Genomic DNA, 18438 nt, shown 5'->3' with positions numbered 1-18438 from the left:
GGTGCAGGGGTTCGATTGATGCAACACTTTTGTTGCGATTTGTTGTATATAAGTTTCGTTACGTTACCTGGGAGGGATCAATGAACCGAATGATCGTCGGGGCCGCTGCCCCGAAATGGGCTGGCCTGCTGCTGGCCGTCGGCCTGGTGGCCTGTTCCGCCGAAGCGCCGGCGCCCGTGGCGGACAAGGCTACGCCCGACGCCGCAGCCACGGCGACGGGCGATACCTACACGCTGGAGGACTTCGCCAAAGTCCGCAAGTTCGACTCGCACGTGCACGTGAATGAAGACGTCGAGGCCTTCCTGCAGCAGGCGCAGGCAGACAACTTCGAAGTGCTGTCAATCAATGTCGACTATCCGGACTTTCCGTCGATCGCCCTGCAGCACGGCGTCGCCCTGGCGCAGGCCAAGCGCGATCCGCAGCATTTCCATTGGGCCGCCACCTTCACCATGGAAGGCTTCGAGCAGCCGGGTTGGGAGCAGAAGGTCGACGCCAGCCTGACCCAGGCCAAGGCCGAGGGCGCCAAGGCGGTCAAGATCTGGAAGAACGTCGGCATGATCGAAAAGGACTCGGCCGGCAAGCTGATCATGCTCGACCATCCCAAGCTGTCGCCGGTGGCCGATCGCATCCAGGCGCTGGGCCTGCCGCTGATCGGACACCAGGGTGAGCCGCACAACTGCTGGCTGCCGCTGGAGCAGATGTCCACCGACAACGATCGCGAGTACTTCAAGAACCATCCGGAGTACCACATGTACCTGCATCCGGACCAGCCCAGCTACGAGGATCAGATCGCCGCACGCGATCGCTTTGTCGCCGCGCATCCGCAGCTGCATTTCGTCGGCGCGCACATGGGCAGCATGGAATACGACGTCGATCGCATCGGCGCTTTCCTGGATCGCTACCCCAACGCCAACATCGACCTGGCCGCCCGCATGAGCCAGGTGCAGTACCAGTCGGTGCGCGATCGCGAAAAGGTGCGCAACTTCTTCATCAAGTACCAGGATCGCATCCTGTACGGCACCGACCTGACCCTGCCGCCGGGCGCCGATGCCGCGGAATTCAAGCAGTCCGCACATGACGTCTGGACCTCGGACTGGCGCTATCTGGCCACCGATGAAAGCCAGCGGGTGGACATGATCAAGGCCGACGTGCCCGGCCTGGCCCTGCCGCGCGAAGTGATCAACAAGGTCTACTACGGCAACGCGATGCGCGAGTTCGGTCTGCAGGCCGGGGCGGCTCCGGCCGCTGCGGCGAACTGATCAGGCCAGCAGCAAGTCGAAACCGTGCTGTTCACTGGCCTGGCGGATCTCATCCGGGGCCTGCCGGTCAGTGATCAGCACGTTCAACTCGTTGATGGCGATGATCCGGTGCAGGCAGATTTTTCCGAACTTGGAACTGTCGGTAATCGCGATGACCATCCGTGCCGCCTCGACCATCTTGCGGTTGAGCAGGGCTTCGGGCTCGTAGTGCGTGGTGATGCCGCGCTCCAGATCCAGCCCGTCCACGCCCAGGAACAGCAGGTCCACGTGCAGCGCGGTCAGCGCTTCCACGGTCAGACCGCCGTAGAAGGCCATGTTCTTGCGGCGCAGCTCGCCACCCAGCATCACGATGTTGATGTTGCTCTTGGGGGTGAGCGCCGCGAGCACGCCAAAGTCGTTGGTCACCACGGTGACGTCGATGTTGGGCAGGGCTTCGGCCAACTGGATGGCGGTGGTGCCCGAATCGATGGCGATGGTGTCGCCCGGCTTGACCAGCGCGGCGGCGCGCTGGCCGATGCGGCGCTTTTCGTCCAGGTGGGCGGTGCGCTTGGCCTCGTAAGGGGGCTCGACGGCAGGGCCACCGACCGCGTTGCTGTCGATCGCGCCGCCATAGGCGCGCGCCATGACGCCACGCTCGGCCAGGTAGCGCAGATCCTTGCGTACCGTCTGCATGCTGACACCGAAACGTTGGGCCAGGGCAGAGACTTGGACGCTGCCGTTCTGGCGGACCAACTCACTGATTTTCTGGCGTCTGTGGCTGGTGTCCCGGGTTACGGCCATATCAGCTCCCTGCGATGGCGGGAGGATAAGTCATTTCGTTAAATTTCGCTATTGATATGAAACGAAACTTCGGATAGGCTCGATTTCGTGTGTTAAGTAACTTAGCCGACACCTTGCTGCCATATTGCTGACATCGCCATTGGGACTTTTGGGAGAGAACCCTGTGAAGACTGCTTGCCTGCACCGAAACACGCTCTTTTGCTGTATCGCGCTTGCCCTCGTGCCCTTCAGTGGCATGGCCCAGGAGCAGGCGAGCACTGACCCCCAGCCGACCGCACCGGCAGGACAGGAAGATGTCGGAACCACCCTTGATGCCGTGACCGTGACCGGCGTGCGCGCCAGTCTGGCACGCGCTATCGACGCCAAGCGCGACGCCACCACGGTGCAGGACTCCATCAACGCACTGGAACTGGGCAAGTTCCCGGACGACAACGTCGCCGACTCGCTCAGCCACATCACCGGCGTGTCCATCACCCGTACCGCCGGCGGCGAAGGCCAGAAGGTCAGCGTGCGCGGCCTGGGTCCGGAATACACCCTCACCACCTTCAACAACCGCATCCTGGCCACCGACGGCTCGGGTCGCGATTTCGCCTTCGACGTGCTGCCGGCCGACGTGATCAACGGCGCCGACGTCATCAAGGGCGCCGAATCCTCGTTGACCGAAGGCGCCATCGGCGGCCTGATCAACCTGCGTTCGGCCAGCCCGTTCGACCAGAAGGGCCAGCATGGCGCGGTGCGCATTGAAGGCGACCGCAACCTGATGTCGGACTTGAACGGCAAGAAGCTGTCCGCTGCCTACAGCAACACCTTCGCCGACGACACCTTCGGCGTGCTGCTCGGCCTGGTCTACGGCAAGCGCAAGGACCGTACCGATATCGCCGGCAACGACGGCGGCTGGACCCGCAACCCGGATCCCAACGACGAAAGCTGGCTGTGGGGCAATGCCTGGGGCGGCGCGATCGATCCCAACGGCAATGGCGAGCTGGATCCGGAAGAGTACGGCCTGATCGGCCCCGGCCAGTTCCGCACCGGTTCGATCCTGGAAGAGAAGAAGCGCACCGCCTACTCGGCCAAGCTGGAATGGCGCCCGAGCGACAACTTCCGCCTGGTCGTCGATGGCCTGAAGACCAAGCTGGACTCGCCGCAGGTCGGCTACCAGCAGTCGTTCTACCCGCTGTTCGCGCCGGGCCGCTGGTCCGACATGACCATCCAGAACGGCATCGTCACCGGCTTCACCATGGACAATCCGGATCCGGAGCAGCGGATGAATCCGGAACTGCTCAACACCACCGAACACCGCGTGGTCGACACCGATCTGTACGGCGTCAATGCGCAGTGGGATTTCAGCGACACGCTGAGCTTCCACGGTGATCTGTACCGTTCCACCTCCAAGCGCTATTCCGGCGGCCAGGACACCTACGTGGTCCTGCGCATGAACCAGCCCAACACCACCCGCATCGAACTCAGCCGCGACCGCGTGCCGAACGTCTACGTCAACTTCGACGACGGCCGTGAACTGGTCACCGGCCTGGCCAATGGACAGTTCGGCAACAGCGACTTCAACACGCACTACATGGAACTGCGTGGCGACAACATCGAAGACAAGATCACCGGCGGTGTGCTCGGCGGCGATCTGTTCGTTGACAAGTGGGGCGTGAACAAGATCAAGTTCGGCGTCAACATGACCGATCGCAAGAAGCGTCGCGATCTGGTCAACAACACGCTCAACGGCGGCGCCGACTACTACTCCGGCGACAACGCGATCAACGTGGGCGATCTGGGCGGCAACGTTATCGATCACTCGTTCACGCTGCCGGAGTTCATGAACGACATCAACGCCTACTTCCCGCGTTCGTTCCTGGCCTTCGACGTGCCCAACTACCTGAAGCAGCTGGCGGCCTACAACGGCAACCTGCGTGCCGACGGCACTCCGTACGACTTCGCCAACGCGGCGCCGCGCTGGAATCCGCTGGAAAGCTACCGCGTCAGCGAAAAGACCATCGCCCCGTACATCCAGTTCGACCTGGCCGGCGACAAGTGGGACGGCAACGTCGGCATCCGCATGGTCCGCACGCGTACCACCTCGGAAGCCTGGGACGCCAAGATCCTGAGCATCACCGAGAACGGTGCGTTCAACTACACCGCCAACTACGCCGAGCCGACCGCGATTTCGCAGAAGGGCGAGTACACCTACTGGCTGCCGTCGGGCAACTTCATCTGGCACTTCACCGACGAGCTGCAGCTGCGCGTCGGCGCGGCCAAGACGATGGCGCGTCCGCCGGTCGACAAGCTGGCGCCGACCAACACCACGGCCAGCGTGTCGTGGGGCGAGTTCAGCCAGATCTATGGCGGCAACGTGGACCTGAAGCCCTACACCGCCAAGCAGGGTGACCTGTCGCTGGAGTGGTACTTCACCGAAAGCTCGATCTTCAACGTCGCCACGTTCTACAAGCGCATCGAAAACCAGATCACCACCAGCTGGGAACCGGGCCAGGACATCGGCGTGGGTCCGATCGTGGATGCCGACGGCAACCCGACCACCGAAGGTCCGACGCTGTTCAACATCACCCGCCCGATCAACGGCGACTATGCCAAGGTCCGCGGTATCGAAGCCGGCCTGCAGCACTTCTGGGACAACGGCTTCGGTTTCCGCACCCAGTACACCCGCAACTGGTCCAAGAGCTTCGTCGGTGGCCTGGAACGTCCGCTGGAAGGCATCGCGCCGGCCACGTATTCGGTGGGCCTGATGTACGAAAAGAACAAGTGGTCCATTGGTGCCAACGCGGATCACACCGATGGCTTCGTCACCGCCACCAACGTGTTGGGCGAGGGCTACAACGAACAGGCTGACTCCATCACCTGGCTGACCGCGCACGTGTCGTACAAGATCAACGACATGTTCACCGTCTCCATGGAAGGCCAGAACCTGCTCGACGAAGCCCAGACCTACAGCATCAACGGCAACCCGCTGTTGTCGCAGGGTTACTACCGTTATGGCCGCTCGATCAATCTTGGCCTGAGCATCCGCTTCTAAGCCTCCCTCCCGGCACGGATTTGCGATGATGCGAAGGGCGCCCTCGGGCGCCCTTCTCTTTGGTACGTCGGCGCCCACGGGCGCCCTTCTCTTTGGTATGTCGGCGCCCCAGGGCGCCTTGTCGCGAACCGTCCGCTCAGGGAGGCAGGTCATGAAGCATTGGTGGTTGCTCGCGGTCGCCATCGTGGCGGAAGTCATCGCCACGTCCGCGCTGAAGTCCAGCGAAGGGTTTTCGCGCTGGTTGCCGACCACGGTGGTGGTGGTCGGCTATGGCCTGGCGTTCTACTGCCTGTCGCTGGCGTTGAAGACGATCCCGGTCGGCATCGCCTACGCGGTGTGGTCAGGCGTGGGTATCGTGCTGGTGGCCGCCATCGCCTGGCTGATGCATGGACAGAAGCTGGATGGCTGGGCGTTTGTCGGCATCACCCTGATCATCAGCGGGGTGGCGGTGCTCAACCTGCTGTCGAAATCCTCCGCGCACTGAGTGCGCGCCGACGCGAACCGGCGTGGACTAGATCCGCTCGGCGTTCGCCCGCTCGCGCACCTGCGCGAAGGTCCAGTCCTGCAGCAAGCGGCCGTTTTCCCATACCGTGACCAGGGCTTCGTCGTAGCCAGCAGGTGCATCGACACTGGCCAGATCCTGCGCCCCGGGCGGAATCTGCACCGTGCGATAGCCGCCATACTCGCGATGGCGCATCAGGCTCATGCGCCCGCGCTTGCTCTGCTTGCCCTTGTCGGTCACGGGATCCTTGTAGACATCGATCCATTGGCCGGCCACGCGCGCGGCCGAACACTTGAGCGCGAACTTCTGGGTGTCGCGATCCAGCCGCTGCAGCAGGGCCCCGCCCATGCCGAAGGCCAGGTTGTCGGTGGCATAGCCGGCGCTCGTAATGCGCTCCAGGATCGCGCGGATGCTGGTGGGGTTGATGCCGTCACCCTGGATCACCCGCACATGATTCAGCACCTTGTAACCCTTGCCGTTGACGACATGGCCGAAGGCCTCGTCCAGCAGTTCCAGGCATTGGTGCACCACCGCCACCGGATCGCCGGAGTCGGGCCGGATCACCACCGTGGCGCCCGAGTCGATCACTTCCTGCCTCAGCGTCTTGCCCCAATGCGCCTGGATGGCGTGATAGATGTCGTAGCTGTCCGACACCACCGCCACGATTGAACCCGGGCGCGCGAACTGCCGCAGCATGTTGCGATACGCCTGCACCTCGTTCTCGCGGCCCCAGCTGGTGATGGTGCTGTGCTCGGCGGCGGGGATGGAGAAGCCCGCCATCGGCTCGTGATAGTACGCCTTGGCAAACGGCAGTGCAGACACGGTGTCGGTGCCGAGGAAGTTGACCAGGTGCGCGGCGCCGCCGATGGCCGCCGACTCCACGCTGGACACCCCGCGCGAGCCGAAGTCGTGCAGCTTGAACGGCAACTGGCCTTCCGGGTCATCGCTGCTGCGCTGCAGGAACTGGCGCAGGGTCTGCTTGGCGTGCCAGCTGGTGGTGGCGACCGTGATTGGATACCAGACGCGCAGCAGCATGGTTTCCAGGTACGAGGGCACCCAGAAAGCCGCGGGATCGGTCGACTCGATGGTCATCAGCACCTGATGCGTGGGCACCACGCTGCCTTCCGGCACCGCGCGGATGCGGATGGGCAGGTGGCCACCCAGCCGATCGACGATGTCGCGCCAGCCGGCTTCGTTGAACGGCTCGCCGTGCGCGGCAAACAGGTCGCGCGCCTCGTCGATGTCGGCATGGCGCACCGGCGTGGTCAGGTAGGCCTTGAGAATCGCCTGCAGGCCGAAAAACAGCGTGCGGTCATGGAGTCCCCCGCGCGACTCCACATAGAAAAACGTGGCGTCGGTCTGCGGCGGGTACTGCAGCCAGTGGCTGGCCTTGTAGCTGTCGGTATTGAGCAGCAGGTTGTGCAGGCAGTGCATGGGCGAATTCCTCGGCAACGGCGTGATTATCGCCGCAGTAGCCGGGACAGGGTTTGCTCAAGGCTGGAGGGTCACCGGCGTACCGACCTTGACCTGTTTCCAGAGCTCCTCGATCTCCCGGTTGCTCAGTGCGATGCAACCGTCCGTCCAGTCGAACGGCAGGCGTTCCAGAGCCGAGCCGTTGGGCTGGCCGTGGATGAAGATGTCGCCGCCCGGCGAACGGCCGGCACGCCGGGCGTTTTCGCGGTCGGCGGCATTGGGGTAGGAAATGCGCAGGCTCAGATGGAAGCGGCTGCCGCCGTTGCGACCGTCGATACGGTACTCGCCCTCGGGCGTCTTCTCGTCGCCTTCAAACTGCTTGTGGCCGTAGGGCGCGTCGCCGAGCTTGATGGAGCGGTAGGTCTTGAGCGTCTTGTCGCCTGACATCAGTGCCAGCGTGCGCGCCGATTTGTCGATCAGGATGCGGTCGACTTCCTGCGCCTGCAGGGCGAGCGGGAACACTACCAACGACACCACCAGCCAGTGGCTCCAGCGCATGCCTGCTTCCTTGAATGCCCTTGTCGCAGGCGACTATGCCGCCTGTACCGGCGGCGTGCCAGTGCAGCGCGGGTGGAGCTGACGCCGGTGGAGTAGGATCGCCCCCGCCGAGGAGCCGCCGGAATGGCAGGCCTCTGCCCAAGAAGTCATGCGGCAGCTGGGGGCGTAAGGGATCATCATCTCACTCAAACGAATTGCTGGAGGAAGGATGCGTAACTTGTTGCTCGCCACGTTCGGCCTGTTGTCTACACCGCTAACCGTAATGGCTACCGAAGCCGAAGTGACGGAGTTTGGGCAGCTGTTTGCCAGCACCTGCATGGCGCATTTCTACGCCACTGACGATCTGCGCAAGCAAATGCAGGGTGATGGGTCGGAGCCGATGGGAGCAGAAGATGCCCGCTACTTCCTGGGCGGAAAGCCGGGCACGGCATGGCGGGTCTCATTGCCATCCTCCAGGTTCGTGGTGTCGCTGCTCGATACTGGCATGTGTGCCGTGTTCGCCGAGTCCGCCGATGCCGCTGCCGAACAACGGAGCTTTGCCCGATTGGTGAACATAGCGCCAGAACCGCTTGTCGCCACCGCATTGGATTACTCCAGCCGCAGTCCCAAAAATGCCACGACGCATGCTTATTCGTGGGGACGACCGCAGGACAAGTCGGAGCTGCTCTTTACCCTCACCACCGCGAACGACGCCAGTGGCGGCATCCAGGCGATGGCTTCGATGGCACTGGTGGCAAAGGAACAATAATCGCGAGAGGTCGCCGCACGGGCATGAACTACTGCGCGCAGCTCTCACGCTGCATGCAGTTGCGCCCCCACGCCGAAGGCGGCCGGCCTTCCTCGCGACGGGATGCACAGTAGCATGGCCCCCGCCGTTGGCAGGGATGAACACACAAGGAGCGCAGCATGGGTGCCTGGGGACCGGGATCGTTCGAGAATGATGACGCGGCGGATTTCCTGGCTGACGTGACGGATAGCGGTGACCTGGCGTTGCTTCGCGAAGTCATCGACAACGTGCTGACCTCCACCGAGTTTGTCGAGGCGCCGGACGCGTGTCAGGCCATCGTGGCGGCCGAAGTGATTGCCGCTGCGCTGGGCCGGCCGACGGCCGCGGCGCTTCGCCAGGATCACTTGACGAAGTGGGTGGCGCGGATTCGACCGGGCATCGAACCGGCTCTGGCACAGCGCGCCCACAATGCGCTCGCCCGGATTCTGGCGCCCAATTCCGAGCTGCTGGAGCTATGGGAAGAAACCGACGAGCTGGCGGAGTGGCAGGCTTCCGTCAAGGAATTGATGCAGCAGTTGCAGGCGTGAGTCTTCAGTCCGTCGGGAACGAAGCGAGCTGCACGCCATCGATGCTCAGCAGCTGATCGAGTCGAATGCGCTCGCCCGAGGCCAGCCGCAGGTACTCGGCACCTTGGAGGGAATAGACGTCGGCAATGCGCGATTGCAGGCTGGCCTGCAGGCCGTCATCGTCGAGATAACGGATCAGCGCCACGGTGCGACGCACGGCGACGGATTCCAGCACGTCATGGAATTCGCAGTTGATGGGTTGGTAAGTCGAATACGCTGACATGGGACCTCGCCAGTGCCGGGTGAACGGAACGACTGGCCCGCAAGCCCGGGTCATGCCCGGACTGGCAGGTTCAGTGCGTAGCCTCAACGCAGTTTGACGCCGGGAAAATCCACCGGCACCGCGAACGCCACATTGACGTAGTTGGTGAACAGGTTGAGCGCCACGTGCGCCAGGATCTCGACGATTGCCTCGTCGTCGTAGCCCGCACCGCGCAGATCCTGCACGTCGGCATCACTGATCTGGCCGCGGCTTTCCACCACGCGCAAGGCGAAGCGAAGTGCTGCTGCCGTCTTGGGATCATCGGAATGGCCATCCTGCGCGGCGCTCATCTCCGCGCCGCTGGCGCCGGCCTTGCGACCGAGCGCGGTGTGCGCTGCCAAGCAGTACTCGCAGGCATTGCGGTTGGCGATGGCCACGGCGATCTGCTCGCCGACCTTGGCGGGAATGACGCCGCCACCCAAGGCACCGAACGCGCCCCACATGCTCTTCAGCGCGGCCGGGGAATTGGCCACGGCCTTGAACATGTTGGGGGTGGCGCCGAAAGCGGCGTGGATTTGCGACAACACGGCCTGGCGATCAGCAGTGGTGTCATGGGGGTTGATCAGGGGGACGCGTGACATGGGGTTTGCTCCTGTTGGGGCCGACCAGACTGGGCGGTGGATGGGCATAATACGGAGGCAAACAGGACTCGGGATGGCTGTATGTCGTCAAAACATGGCAATTCGTCCACGACGAAACCGGCCGCTGCCGGGCCGGCACCTCCTTCCATCGACCGCCTGACGCCGGTGCTGGAACGCTTCCGGGTGCAGGCGTCGCTGTTCCATTCCGGCCCGTTATGCGGCCACCAATCCTTCGAGGCCGTGCCCGGACGCGCTTTCATGCACGTGTTGCGGCGTGGCGAATTGGAGGTCGTGCATCACGGCGAACAGGGCCTGCAGCGACTGCATCTGTCCCAGCCCACGCTGCTGCTGTTTCCACGCGCCGCGCATCACGAGTTCTTCAATCCACCGGTGGACGGCTCGGACTTCACCTGCGCCACCCTGGATTTCGACGGCGGCGCGCGCAATCCGATCGTGCAGTCGCTGCCGGATTTCATTGCCCTGCCGCTCAACGAGATTGAAGGCCTGGAGCCTGCGCTTGATCTGCTGTTCGCCGAGTCCGATCAAAACCGATGCGGATCGCGACTGCTGACCAACCGCTTGTTCGAGGTCGTGCTGATCCAGGTGCTGCGCTGGATCATCGATCATCCGGCCCAGGCGCAGGTGTCGCAGGGCCTGATGATGGGCCTGTCCGATCCGCGCCTGGCCAGGTCACTGGTCGCGTTGCACCGCGCACCACACGAGGAGTGGTCACTGGAACGGATGGCGGGGATCGCCGGGATGTCGCGCAGCGCATTCGCCGCCGCGTTCAAGTCTTCGACCGGCACCACGCCGGCCGCGTACCTGCTCGACTGGAAGTTGAGCGTGGCCAGCTCGATGCTCCGCTCCGGCCGCTCGGTCAAGCAAGCGGCGCTGGACTTGGGCTTTGCCGATGCACCCACGCTGTCGCGGGCGTTTCGTCGCCGGACCGGCAGTTCGCCACGCGAGTGGCTGGCTGGCATCTTCGCCTCCGCCTGAGGCAGACTGCGCCTGACTACCGGAGTGGGGACTCCAGGCGTGCGCCCATGAGAGACGGCGATATCGATTACTCGCGCTATACGCGGCAGGAGCTGGAAGAAGCCCTCGCCGGCATCAACAAGCAGGAGTTTCCCGGCAACTACGCCCGGCTGCAGGCGGCGTGGGAGAAGCAGGCCGGCGATGCAGGAGCGCTTGAGGCCGCCCAAGCCGAGCCGATGGCGGATGTCGGGCAGGAGCTGCCGCCGCCGCCCAGACGGACGCATGACGCGCAAGGGCGCTACATTCCCAACGAGGTCCCCTGGCAGGTTCGCCTCCGCAATGTCGCCTCCGCCGTGGGGCTGCTGGCGTATGGCATCTACGGACTCCACTCCAACCAGCTGTATGTGGGTTTCAAACATGGGCATGGCATCCACCTTCGCGACGCGCCTGCCATGGGCATGTTCGTCGCGTTCGTGTGTGGCTGCCTGATACTGATCCTGTCGGTCATCGATCACCATGATCGTCGCGACAACGAGTACGTCTACCGCCTGCTGCAACGAGTACTCCTGTGGATCGGCGGCTTCTTTGCGCTGTCGTCACTGCTGATCGGCGTCTTGCAAGGGGCCTGAGCGATATGGCGCTACTGCGCCCAACTCTCCCGCTGCATGCAGTTGCGCCGCCACGCCGAGGGAGGCTGGCCGTACTCGCGGCGGAACGCACGGCTGAAGGAGGTGTCGTTCTGGTAGCCCACTTCCTCGGCCACGCGCGCCAGCGGGGTGTTGCTGCGGCGTAGCAGGTTGGCGGCCATCACCATCCGCCACTGGGTCAGGTAATTCATCGGCGAGGTGCCGACCAGTTGCTGGAAGCGCTCGGCCAGCACCGACCGCGAAGTGCCCGCTTCGCGCGCCAGATCCACCAGCGTCCATTCGTGTCCGGGCTTCTGGTGCAGCGCATTCAAGGCATTGCCGACCACGCGATCGCTCAGGCCAGCCAGCCAGCCGACCTGACCTTCGCTTTGATGGACGTGCTGGCGCAGCACTTCGATGAAGAGCAGTTCCGACAACTTGGCCAACAGGCCGGCGCTGCCGGGGCGCGGCGTGCGTGCTTCGGCCAGCGCATAACGCACCGAGGATTCCAGCCATCTCCCTGCTTCCGAATCGCGCAGGCTCACCACCACGGTGGGTGGCAGGCCATTGAGCAGCAGCCGGGCCAGGCGCGAATCGCAGGCCAGGTAGCCACATACCATGCGCGTGGCGGCGCCACCGCCACCGTAGGCAAGCCGGCGCGGACGACTGGACAGCAACTTCTGCAGGTTGGCGGCACCCGGCGGTGGCGGCAGGCCGGCATCGGAGGTCATGCGATGTGCGGCGCCGGTGGGGAACAGCAACACATCGCCGGCCTGCACGCGCAGGGGCGGCTCGCCCTCCATCTCCACCAGGCATTCGCCTTCGGTGATCAGGTGGAAGATGACGATCTGCTCGGCGCAGGGATCCAGCCACGGCGCCGCCAGCGATGCCTGCGGCGACTGGTAGCACCAGGGCGCACTGAAGCGCGCGTTGATGAAAAACGCGCCGGACATGTGCACTACCCGCAGGATCTCGGAGAGTGCGTCCATGTCAGGCCGCCATGTCCTGATCGACCGACACGTTGACGGTCAGCGGCGGATGCCGCAGCAGCGCGCTCTGCATCGGCGAACGATGCAGGCCTTGCTCCACCAGTCGCCGCAGCACGGCAGCATCGACACCGGCAGCGCTGATCTGCACATCCATCGTGATCGCCTGCGGCCCCGGATTGATCAACTCGCCGTCGTTGTCGTGCATGCCCAGCACCCCGCGCGTGTCGGACTGGCTGCCCACCACAATCTCCAGGCGATCCAGCGTGATGCCTTCGCTGGCCGCGATCATCGCGATGACCGTGGTGCTGCACGCGGCGATGCCGGCGCGGAACAACCAGCCCGGCGACACGCAATCGCCGGTGCCGCCGAGTTCGCGCGGCATGTCCGTATCCATGTGCAAGCCGCTGTCGTGATAAGTGGTCACCCGCGTGCCGCCTTTCCACACGGCACGGCCGGCGGCGTCATCATGCAGTCCCATGTCGGGGCGGCGGACAAAAACGTTGATCGCCCGCTGCATGGCCTCGGCGATGTCGTGTTGCGTGTTCATTCCTGCGGGTCTCCGTCTGCGTGTTGCGACGGCAAGTCTGACGCTGTAACGGGGCGGATGAGGCCACGCGGCCAGGCCGGCGGACGCCCGGCAAGGACTTCCGGATGCCCGGCAATCCGCGCCGCTGTTCAGTCTTGCGCGCGGATGTTGGGGCAAATCGCGCGGACGCGAAGTCGGGACGGGCCGGGCGTTCGACGCGCATTCTACGCCTCCCCCGAACCCCTGACGGAAAAGCCGCACCATGAATGTGATGACCCAAGTTTCCTCCCCCGCGCTCGACCTGGCCGCCATCAAGCAACGCCAACAAGCCGCCTGGTCCAGCGGCAATTACGCCGTCGTCGGCACCACCCTGCAGATCGTCGGCGAGCGCCTGGCCGAAGTGGCGCAGGTGCGCTGGGACGAAGACGTGCTCGATGTCGCCGCCGGCAACGGCAATGCCAGCCTGGCCGCGGCCCGCCGTGGTGGATGGGTGACGTCCACCGACTATGTCCCGGCCTTGCTCGAACTGGGTCGCCAACGCGCGGACGCCGAGCAGTTGCCGATGAACTTCCAGGTAGCCGATGCCGAGGCCTTGCCGTTCGGCAATGGCAGCTTCGATCTGGTGCTGTCCACCTTCGGCGTGATGTTCACGCCCGACCACGCGCTGGCCGCGGATGAACTGCTGCGGGTCTGCCGCCCGGGTGGCCGCATCGCGATGGCCAACTGGACGCCGGAAGGTTTCATCGGCCAGATGTTCAAGGTGCTGGGCCGCCACCTGCCGCCACCGGCCGGACTGACGCCGCCTTCGGCGTGGGGCACCTTGCCGCACCTGCAGAAGCTGTTCGGTGATGAGGCCATTTCGATTGTCGCCACGCCGCGCGTGTTCAACTTCCGCTATCGCTCGGCCGAGCACATGATCGAGGTGTTCCGCAGCTGGTACGGTCCGGTGCAGAAGGCGTTCGATGCGCTGCCCGCCGACAGGGCCGCGCAGTTGCACGAAGATCTGGCCGAGTTGATGCACCGCTTCGACGGCGGTGGCCATGCGGAACCCGGACGCAACGCGCTGGTGGTGCCGAGCGAGTATCTCGAAATCGTGATCACCCGCCGATGAGCCTGCAGGCGCGACTGCAACGCCGCATCCAACGCTACGGTTGGGATCTCGCGGCCGATGCCTACGAATTCCTGTGGCAGCAGCAGCTGTCCGCGGCGCACCGGCAGCTGTTGCTGCTGGCCGCGCCACTGCCGGGTGAATCGGTGCTCGACGTGGCCAGCGGCACCGGCCTGATCGCGCTGACGGTGGCCGACCTCGTGGGTGGCACCGGTCATGTCACCGGCGTGGACATCTCCGAGCGCATGGTCGAAGCGGCGCGACAGCGCGCCGCCGCGCTGGGCCTGGACAACGTCGGCTTTGCGCGCATGGATGGCGAACAGCTGGAGTGTGCGGACGCCACCTTCGATCTGGTGATCTGCGCCCTGGGCCTGATGTACATGCCGGATCCGGAACAGGCCCTGCGCGAGTTCCATCGCGTGCTGCGGCCGGGTGGGCGCGTGGCCTTGGCGGTGTGGGGCGAACGCAGGAACTGCGGCTGGTCGTCGGTGTTTCCCATCGTCGATGCGGAAGTGAGCAGCGAGGTATGCCCGCTGTTCTTCCAGCTGGGTCACTCCGGTGCCTTGACCGCGCTATGCGAGCAGGCCGGGCTGGTGGGCGTCGCGGAGCAGCGTGTCACCACGCCATTGCACTATGCGGATGCCGAAGAGGCTTGCGATGCTGCGTTTGTCGGCGGGCCGGTGGCGATGGCGTGGTCGCGCTTTGATGAGGCGACGCGAAGGCGGGTGCAGCAACGTTATGTGGAGTCGATTTCGCAGTGGCGGCAAGGCGATGGATTCCGCGTGCCCGGCGAGTTCGTGTTGATGCTCGCGCAGAAGCCGTGATCCGCACTTGCGGGAAGGCGTGGGCCCCTTCCCCCGCTTGCGGGGGAAGGTTGGGATGGGAGCTACCCGACCTCGACCAGCGCCAGCAACTTGGCCATGCCCACCGCCGCCAGATGCTCGGAATGCCGCTGCACGCCGATCCCCAGGGTGGTCAAGGCGTGCGCATATGACGCCAGCAGACGATCGCTGCCCACCAGGTGCACCTGCGCCGGACGCGGTACGCGGGTCAGCAGATCGGAGGCGCGAATCTCGTGCCCAATCAGGATGCCGGACAGATACGAGGGCAGGGCGGCAGCGCTGAACTGATCAAACAGGCCGGCCGTGCGCGCGCTGAAAAGATGCTGCAACCAGCCGCCGCTTTCGGCCGAACGCCGCAGGCCGGCATCAAAAGCGTAGGCATCGAAGCGATCATCCTCGCTCATCAGCTTGCCCAGGATGCTGTGAATGCGCAGCACCGCGAACAGTTCGCCGGTCATCGCCGTGGCGACGCTGATGATGCGGCCATCGCGCACGGTGACCCATTTGCTGTGCGTACCGGGCAGGCAGATGACATGCTGGCCGGCGGGCAGGACATCGAGCAGGGCGGCGATCTGGGTTTCCTCGCCACGCATCACGTCCGGCACCGAAGCGCTCTGGCGATCGCAAACTCCTGGAATCATCCAGAGCCGGCGATCCTCGAAGCCGGGCGGCGTGAAGCGCTGCATGCCCGCCGCCAGTTCGGGCTGGCCCACCGGGCAATCCAGATAGGGCATTTCCTGCCAGCCGCTGCGGCTGCCGACCATGCCGCTGAGCACGATGTCGCGATCCTCCCAGCCGTTGATCTCGCGGCGCAACCGATCGGCGTAAGCCTCGGCGTTGTCGAACAGGCCGCCTTCGCAGCGCCGGCGTTCAAGCACCTCGCCGGACGCGCTCATGCGGTACAGCCGCAGATTGCTGGTGCCCCAGTCCACTGCAATCATCGCAGCAGGACCTCGGGCTCATCGCGTTGCAGAGCCGTGCCCAGCGCGGCCACGAAAACGCCGCCCGCATGTGGCTCATGCGCCAGCGCCGCCGGGTCCAGGCCTTCGTGGGCGCTGGTGATGAAAAGCTGGTCACCGCCCGGGCCGCCGATGGCGCAGCACGAAGGCTGCGAGACGGGCAGGCGGATGATGCGATCGATCTGGCCGGAGGCGCTGTAGCGCACCACGCGGCCCGCGCCCCACTGCGCGTTCCAGAGGTAGCCGTCGGCATCGACGATGGAGCCATCGGGCGAGGCATCGGCCCGGTCCAGCTCGACGAATACGCGTACCGCGCCGACCTGCGCCCGCTCGCTGTCGTAGTCGCAGCACAGGATGCGTGGCGCGCGCGAATCGCAGAAATACAACGTGGTACCCGCCGCGTCGAAACAGATCGAATTGGGGATGGCGGCACTGGGCAGGGCCAGCCGGCGCAGGCCGTAAGCGGGCGAGTACTGGTAGTAGCCGCCAATCGCGGCGCCGTCGGCCGCTTCGCTCTTGGTGCCGAACACGAACGCACCCTGGCGATCCACCCGCCCATCGTTCAAGCGCGTAGGCAGCTGCGTTTCCACTTTGCACAGCAAGTTGGGCGCCAGCGCATCGCTGTCGGCGAGCGCGGCACGATCCATCCAGTACAGGCCATCGGCCAGTCCCAGCAACAAGCGGTTGCCGCTGGCCAGGGCCAGGCATGCCAGTCGTTGTGGCAAGGCCCAGTGGCGGGTGAGGCCGCGCGCCAGCTCATGCCGCCAGAGCGCGGCGCCGTTGATGTCCACCCAGTACAGCACGCCTTCTTCCGGCGACCAGACGATGCCTTCGCCCAGCTCGCAGCGGCTGTCCACCAGCAGGCGTGCGTGCGCGACGCTCATGTGATCACCACTCGGCGATGCTGCCGTCTTCATGCCGCCACAGCGGGTTGCGCCAGCGCGGCGGATGCTTGTTCGCTTCGATCAGGCGCTGCTCGTCAATCTCCACGCCCAGGCCCGGCTTGGGCAGCGCGGCGATGTAGCTGTCCTGGCAGGTGAAGTCCTGCGGATTGAGCACGTAGTCCAGCAGGTCGGCGCCTTCGTTGTAATGGATGCCGATGCTCTGTTCCTGCAGCACCGCGTTGTGGGCGACGAAGTCGAGCTGCAGGCAGGCTGCCAGCGCCACCGGGCCGAGCGGGCAATGCGGCGCCAGCGCCACGTCGCTGGCTTCGGCCATCGCGGCAATCTTGAAGCACTCGGTGATGCCGCCGGCATGCGAGAGATCCGGCTGCAGGATCGACAGCCCACCCGCAGCCAGCACCGGCTTGAACTCGAAGCGCGTGTACATCCGTTCGCCTGCGGCCAGCGGGATGGCGGTGGAATCCGACAGCGGCCGGTAGTACTCCCATTGTTCCGGCAGCACCGGCTCTTCGACGAACAAGGGGCGCAATGGCTCCAGTTCGCGCAGCAGCACGCGCGCCATCGGCGCACTGACGCGGCCATGGAAATCGATGCCGAAGTCGACCTCGTGGCCGAGCGCGGCGCGGATTTCGGCGACCTTGGCCACGGCGGCGTCGACCTTGGCCGGGCGATCGATGATCGCCAGTTCCTCGGTGCCGTTGAACTTGAAGGTGTCAAAGCCCTTGGCTTTCAGGTCGCGCATCTGCGCGATGATCTCGGACGGACGATCACCACCCACCCAGCGGTAGGTCTTCATCTTGTCGCGCACGCGACCACCGAGCAGTTCATACACCGGCACGCCCAGCGCCTTGCCCTTGATGTCCCACAGCGCCTGGTCGATGCCGGCGATGGCGCTCATCAGGATGGCGCCGCCGCGGTAGAAGCTGCCGCGGTACATGGTCTGCCACAGGTCGTTGATGTGCGCCGGGTCCTTGCCGATCAGCTGATCGGCCAGCTCGTGCACGGCCGCTTCCACGGTGCTGGCGCGGCCTTCGAGCACGGGCTCGCCCCAGCCGGTGATGCCTTCGTCGGTTTCTATTTTCAGGAACAGCCAGCGGGGCGCGGCGTGATAGGTGGTGAGCCGGGTGATCTTCATGCAGCGTGTTCCTGCAGGGCCTGGCGGAAGGCGATCGCGTTGGCACGCGTGGCTTCCACACTCTGGCCCGGGCGGTAGAGTTCGCCGCCAATCCCCGCGCCGTGTGCTCCGGCGTCGAGATACTGCGGCAGGTTGTCGGGAGTGATGCCACCGACCACGAACAATGGCGTGGCCTTGGGCAGGACCGAGCGCAAGGCGCGCACGTGGCCGGCGCCGTAGGTGGTGGCGGGGAACAGCTTGAGCATGTGCGCGCCGGCGTCCAGCGCAGTGAAGGCTTCGCTGGCGGTGGCGAAGCCCGCCACCACCTGCAGGCCCAGATCCACGGCGCGCTGGATGACCGCCGGATGGGTGTTGGGGGTGACGATGAAGCGTGCGCCGACGCGGCGCAGGCCGACCACGTCATCGGGCGTCAGCACGGTGCCGCCGCCGATCAGTGCGCGACTGCCGAAGGCGCGCACGCAATCGCCGATGCTGCGCTCCCACTGCGGCGAGTTGAGCGGAATCTCGATGCCGTCATAGCCTTCTTCCACCAGCGCGGCCACGTGCGCGACGGCGTCATTGGGGGTGATGCCGCGCAGGATCGCAATCAGCGGCAGGCGGAAGGGCAGGGGCGGCGAGAGGGGTTGGTTCATGA

At 65.1% G+C, this 18438-nt stretch carries 20 protein-coding genes; 9 read left to right on the top strand and 11 right to left on the bottom strand.

Going from position 1 to position 18438, the window contains the following annotated elements; all coding sequences use genetic code 11:
* The first annotated feature begins 80 nt into the window (after positions 1-80).
* Positions 81-1259 (top strand): amidohydrolase family protein, encoded by a 1179-nt coding sequence (locus tag B5X78_RS07290; RefSeq protein WP_229730853.1) that lies wholly within the window; start codon positions 81-83, stop codon positions 1257-1259.
* Here B5X78_RS07290 and agaR read toward each other — a convergent pair whose 3' ends face one another.
* The gene (gene agaR, locus B5X78_RS07285; protein WP_079723758.1) at positions 1260-2039 is read right to left on the bottom strand and encodes a transcriptional repressor AgaR; all 780 of its coding nucleotides are present in this window, start codon (positions 2037-2039) and stop codon (positions 1260-1262) included.
* A 316-nt stretch (positions 2040-2355) separates the two neighbouring features.
* On the opposite strand from agaR, the gene B5X78_RS07280 reads away from it, so the two are divergent.
* Positions 2356-5073: a TonB-dependent receptor gene (locus B5X78_RS07280; RefSeq protein WP_229730851.1), complete on the top strand. Its 2718-nt coding sequence runs from the start codon at positions 2356-2358 to the stop codon at positions 5071-5073.
* A 151-nt stretch (positions 5074-5224) separates the two neighbouring features.
* Positions 5225-5557 carry a DMT family transporter gene (locus tag B5X78_RS07275; RefSeq protein ID WP_079723756.1) on the top strand — a complete coding sequence of 111 codons (333 nt, stop codon included), beginning with the start codon at positions 5225-5227 and terminating at the stop codon, positions 5555-5557.
* A 27-nt stretch (positions 5558-5584) separates the two neighbouring features.
* Here the strand turns inward: B5X78_RS07275 and B5X78_RS07270 are convergent, their stop codons facing one another.
* Both B5X78_RS07270 and B5X78_RS07265 read right to left on the bottom strand, forming a co-directional pair.
* Entirely contained in the window at positions 5585-7009 is a 1425-nt protein-coding gene (locus B5X78_RS07270) for a nicotinate phosphoribosyltransferase (RefSeq protein WP_079723755.1), read from the bottom strand.
* 57 nt (positions 7010-7066) lie between these two features.
* Entirely contained in the window at positions 7067-7546 is a 480-nt protein-coding gene (locus B5X78_RS07265; protein WP_079723754.1) for a L,D-transpeptidase family protein, read from the bottom strand.
* Between the two features lie 208 nt (positions 7547-7754).
* Between B5X78_RS07265 and B5X78_RS07260 the strand changes: the two genes are divergently transcribed.
* Positions 7755-8294 carry an NMCC_0638 family (lipo)protein gene (locus B5X78_RS07260; RefSeq protein WP_139381442.1) on the top strand — a complete coding sequence of 180 codons (540 nt, stop codon included), beginning with the start codon at positions 7755-7757 and terminating at the stop codon, positions 8292-8294.
* Positions 8295-8452: 158 nt separating this feature from the next.
* The gene (locus B5X78_RS07255) at positions 8453-8860 is read left to right on the top strand and encodes a DUF4259 domain-containing protein (RefSeq protein WP_079723752.1); all 408 of its coding nucleotides are present in this window, start codon (positions 8453-8455) and stop codon (positions 8858-8860) included.
* Between the two features lie 4 nt (positions 8861-8864).
* On the opposite strand, the gene B5X78_RS07250 is transcribed toward B5X78_RS07255, so the two are convergent.
* Entirely contained in the window at positions 8865-9122 is a 258-nt protein-coding gene (locus B5X78_RS07250) for a hypothetical protein (RefSeq protein WP_079723751.1), read from the bottom strand.
* Between the two features lie 83 nt (positions 9123-9205).
* Positions 9206-9742 (bottom strand): carboxymuconolactone decarboxylase family protein, encoded by a 537-nt coding sequence (locus B5X78_RS07245; RefSeq protein ID WP_079723750.1) that lies wholly within the window; start codon positions 9740-9742, stop codon positions 9206-9208.
* Positions 9743-9823: 81 nt separating this feature from the next.
* Between B5X78_RS07245 and B5X78_RS07240 the strand changes: the two genes are divergently transcribed.
* A complete protein-coding gene (locus B5X78_RS07240) occupies positions 9824-10738 on the top strand; it encodes an AraC family transcriptional regulator (protein ID WP_079723749.1) in 915 nt (304 codons plus the stop codon).
* A gap of 47 nt (positions 10739-10785) precedes the next feature.
* On the top strand, positions 10786-11346 hold the full coding sequence (locus B5X78_RS07235; RefSeq protein WP_079723748.1) for a hypothetical protein: 561 nt from the start codon (positions 10786-10788) through the stop codon (positions 11344-11346).
* 11 nt (positions 11347-11357) lie between these two features.
* Here B5X78_RS07235 and B5X78_RS07230 read toward each other — a convergent pair whose 3' ends face one another.
* Positions 11358-12332 (bottom strand): AraC family transcriptional regulator, encoded by a 975-nt coding sequence (locus B5X78_RS07230; RefSeq protein ID WP_079723747.1) that lies wholly within the window; start codon positions 12330-12332, stop codon positions 11358-11360.
* A gap of 1 nt (position 12333) precedes the next feature.
* Positions 12334-12879: an OsmC family protein gene (locus B5X78_RS07225; protein WP_079723746.1), complete on the bottom strand. Its 546-nt coding sequence runs from the start codon at positions 12877-12879 to the stop codon at positions 12334-12336.
* 250 nt (positions 12880-13129) lie between these two features.
* On the opposite strand from B5X78_RS07225, the gene B5X78_RS07220 reads away from it, so the two are divergent.
* Both B5X78_RS07220 and B5X78_RS07215 read left to right on the top strand, forming a co-directional pair.
* On the top strand, positions 13130-13969 hold the full coding sequence (locus B5X78_RS07220; protein ID WP_139381441.1) for a class I SAM-dependent methyltransferase: 840 nt from the start codon (positions 13130-13132) through the stop codon (positions 13967-13969).
* The gene (locus tag B5X78_RS07215; RefSeq protein WP_079723744.1) at positions 13966-14790 is read left to right on the top strand and encodes a class I SAM-dependent methyltransferase; all 825 of its coding nucleotides are present in this window, start codon (positions 13966-13968) and stop codon (positions 14788-14790) included. Before B5X78_RS07220 ends, B5X78_RS07215 begins: the two co-directional genes overlap by 4 nt.
* A gap of 62 nt (positions 14791-14852) precedes the next feature.
* Here B5X78_RS07215 and B5X78_RS07210 read toward each other — a convergent pair whose 3' ends face one another.
* Genes B5X78_RS07210 through B5X78_RS07195 form a run of 4 tightly spaced genes read right to left on the bottom strand, consistent with a single transcriptional unit; the run spans position 14853 to position 18436 of the window.
* Positions 14853-15749 carry a 2-dehydro-3-deoxygalactonokinase gene (locus B5X78_RS07210; RefSeq protein WP_079723743.1) on the bottom strand — a complete coding sequence of 299 codons (897 nt, stop codon included), beginning with the start codon at positions 15747-15749 and terminating at the stop codon, positions 14853-14855.
* Positions 15746-16651: an SMP-30/gluconolactonase/LRE family protein gene (locus B5X78_RS07205; protein ID WP_139381440.1), complete on the bottom strand. Its 906-nt coding sequence runs from the start codon at positions 16649-16651 to the stop codon at positions 15746-15748. The genes B5X78_RS07210 and B5X78_RS07205 overlap by 4 nt, the downstream gene beginning before the upstream one ends.
* A gap of 4 nt (positions 16652-16655) precedes the next feature.
* A complete protein-coding gene (gene dgoD / locus B5X78_RS07200) occupies positions 16656-17804 on the bottom strand; it encodes a galactonate dehydratase (protein ID WP_079723741.1) in 1149 nt (382 codons plus the stop codon).
* Positions 17801-18436 carry a 2-dehydro-3-deoxy-6-phosphogalactonate aldolase gene (locus B5X78_RS07195; protein ID WP_079723740.1) on the bottom strand — a complete coding sequence of 212 codons (636 nt, stop codon included), beginning with the start codon at positions 18434-18436 and terminating at the stop codon, positions 17801-17803. Before B5X78_RS07195 ends, dgoD begins: the two co-directional genes overlap by 4 nt.
* Positions 18437-18438 lie beyond the last annotated feature (2 nt).

This window comes from Pseudoxanthomonas indica, assembly GCF_900167565.1.
GTDB classification, from domain to species: Bacteria; Pseudomonadota; Gammaproteobacteria; order Xanthomonadales; family Xanthomonadaceae; genus Pseudoxanthomonas_A; species Pseudoxanthomonas_A indica.
Note: the sequence above shows the minus strand (reverse complement) of the source record. Positions and strands in the feature narration are given on the sequence as shown.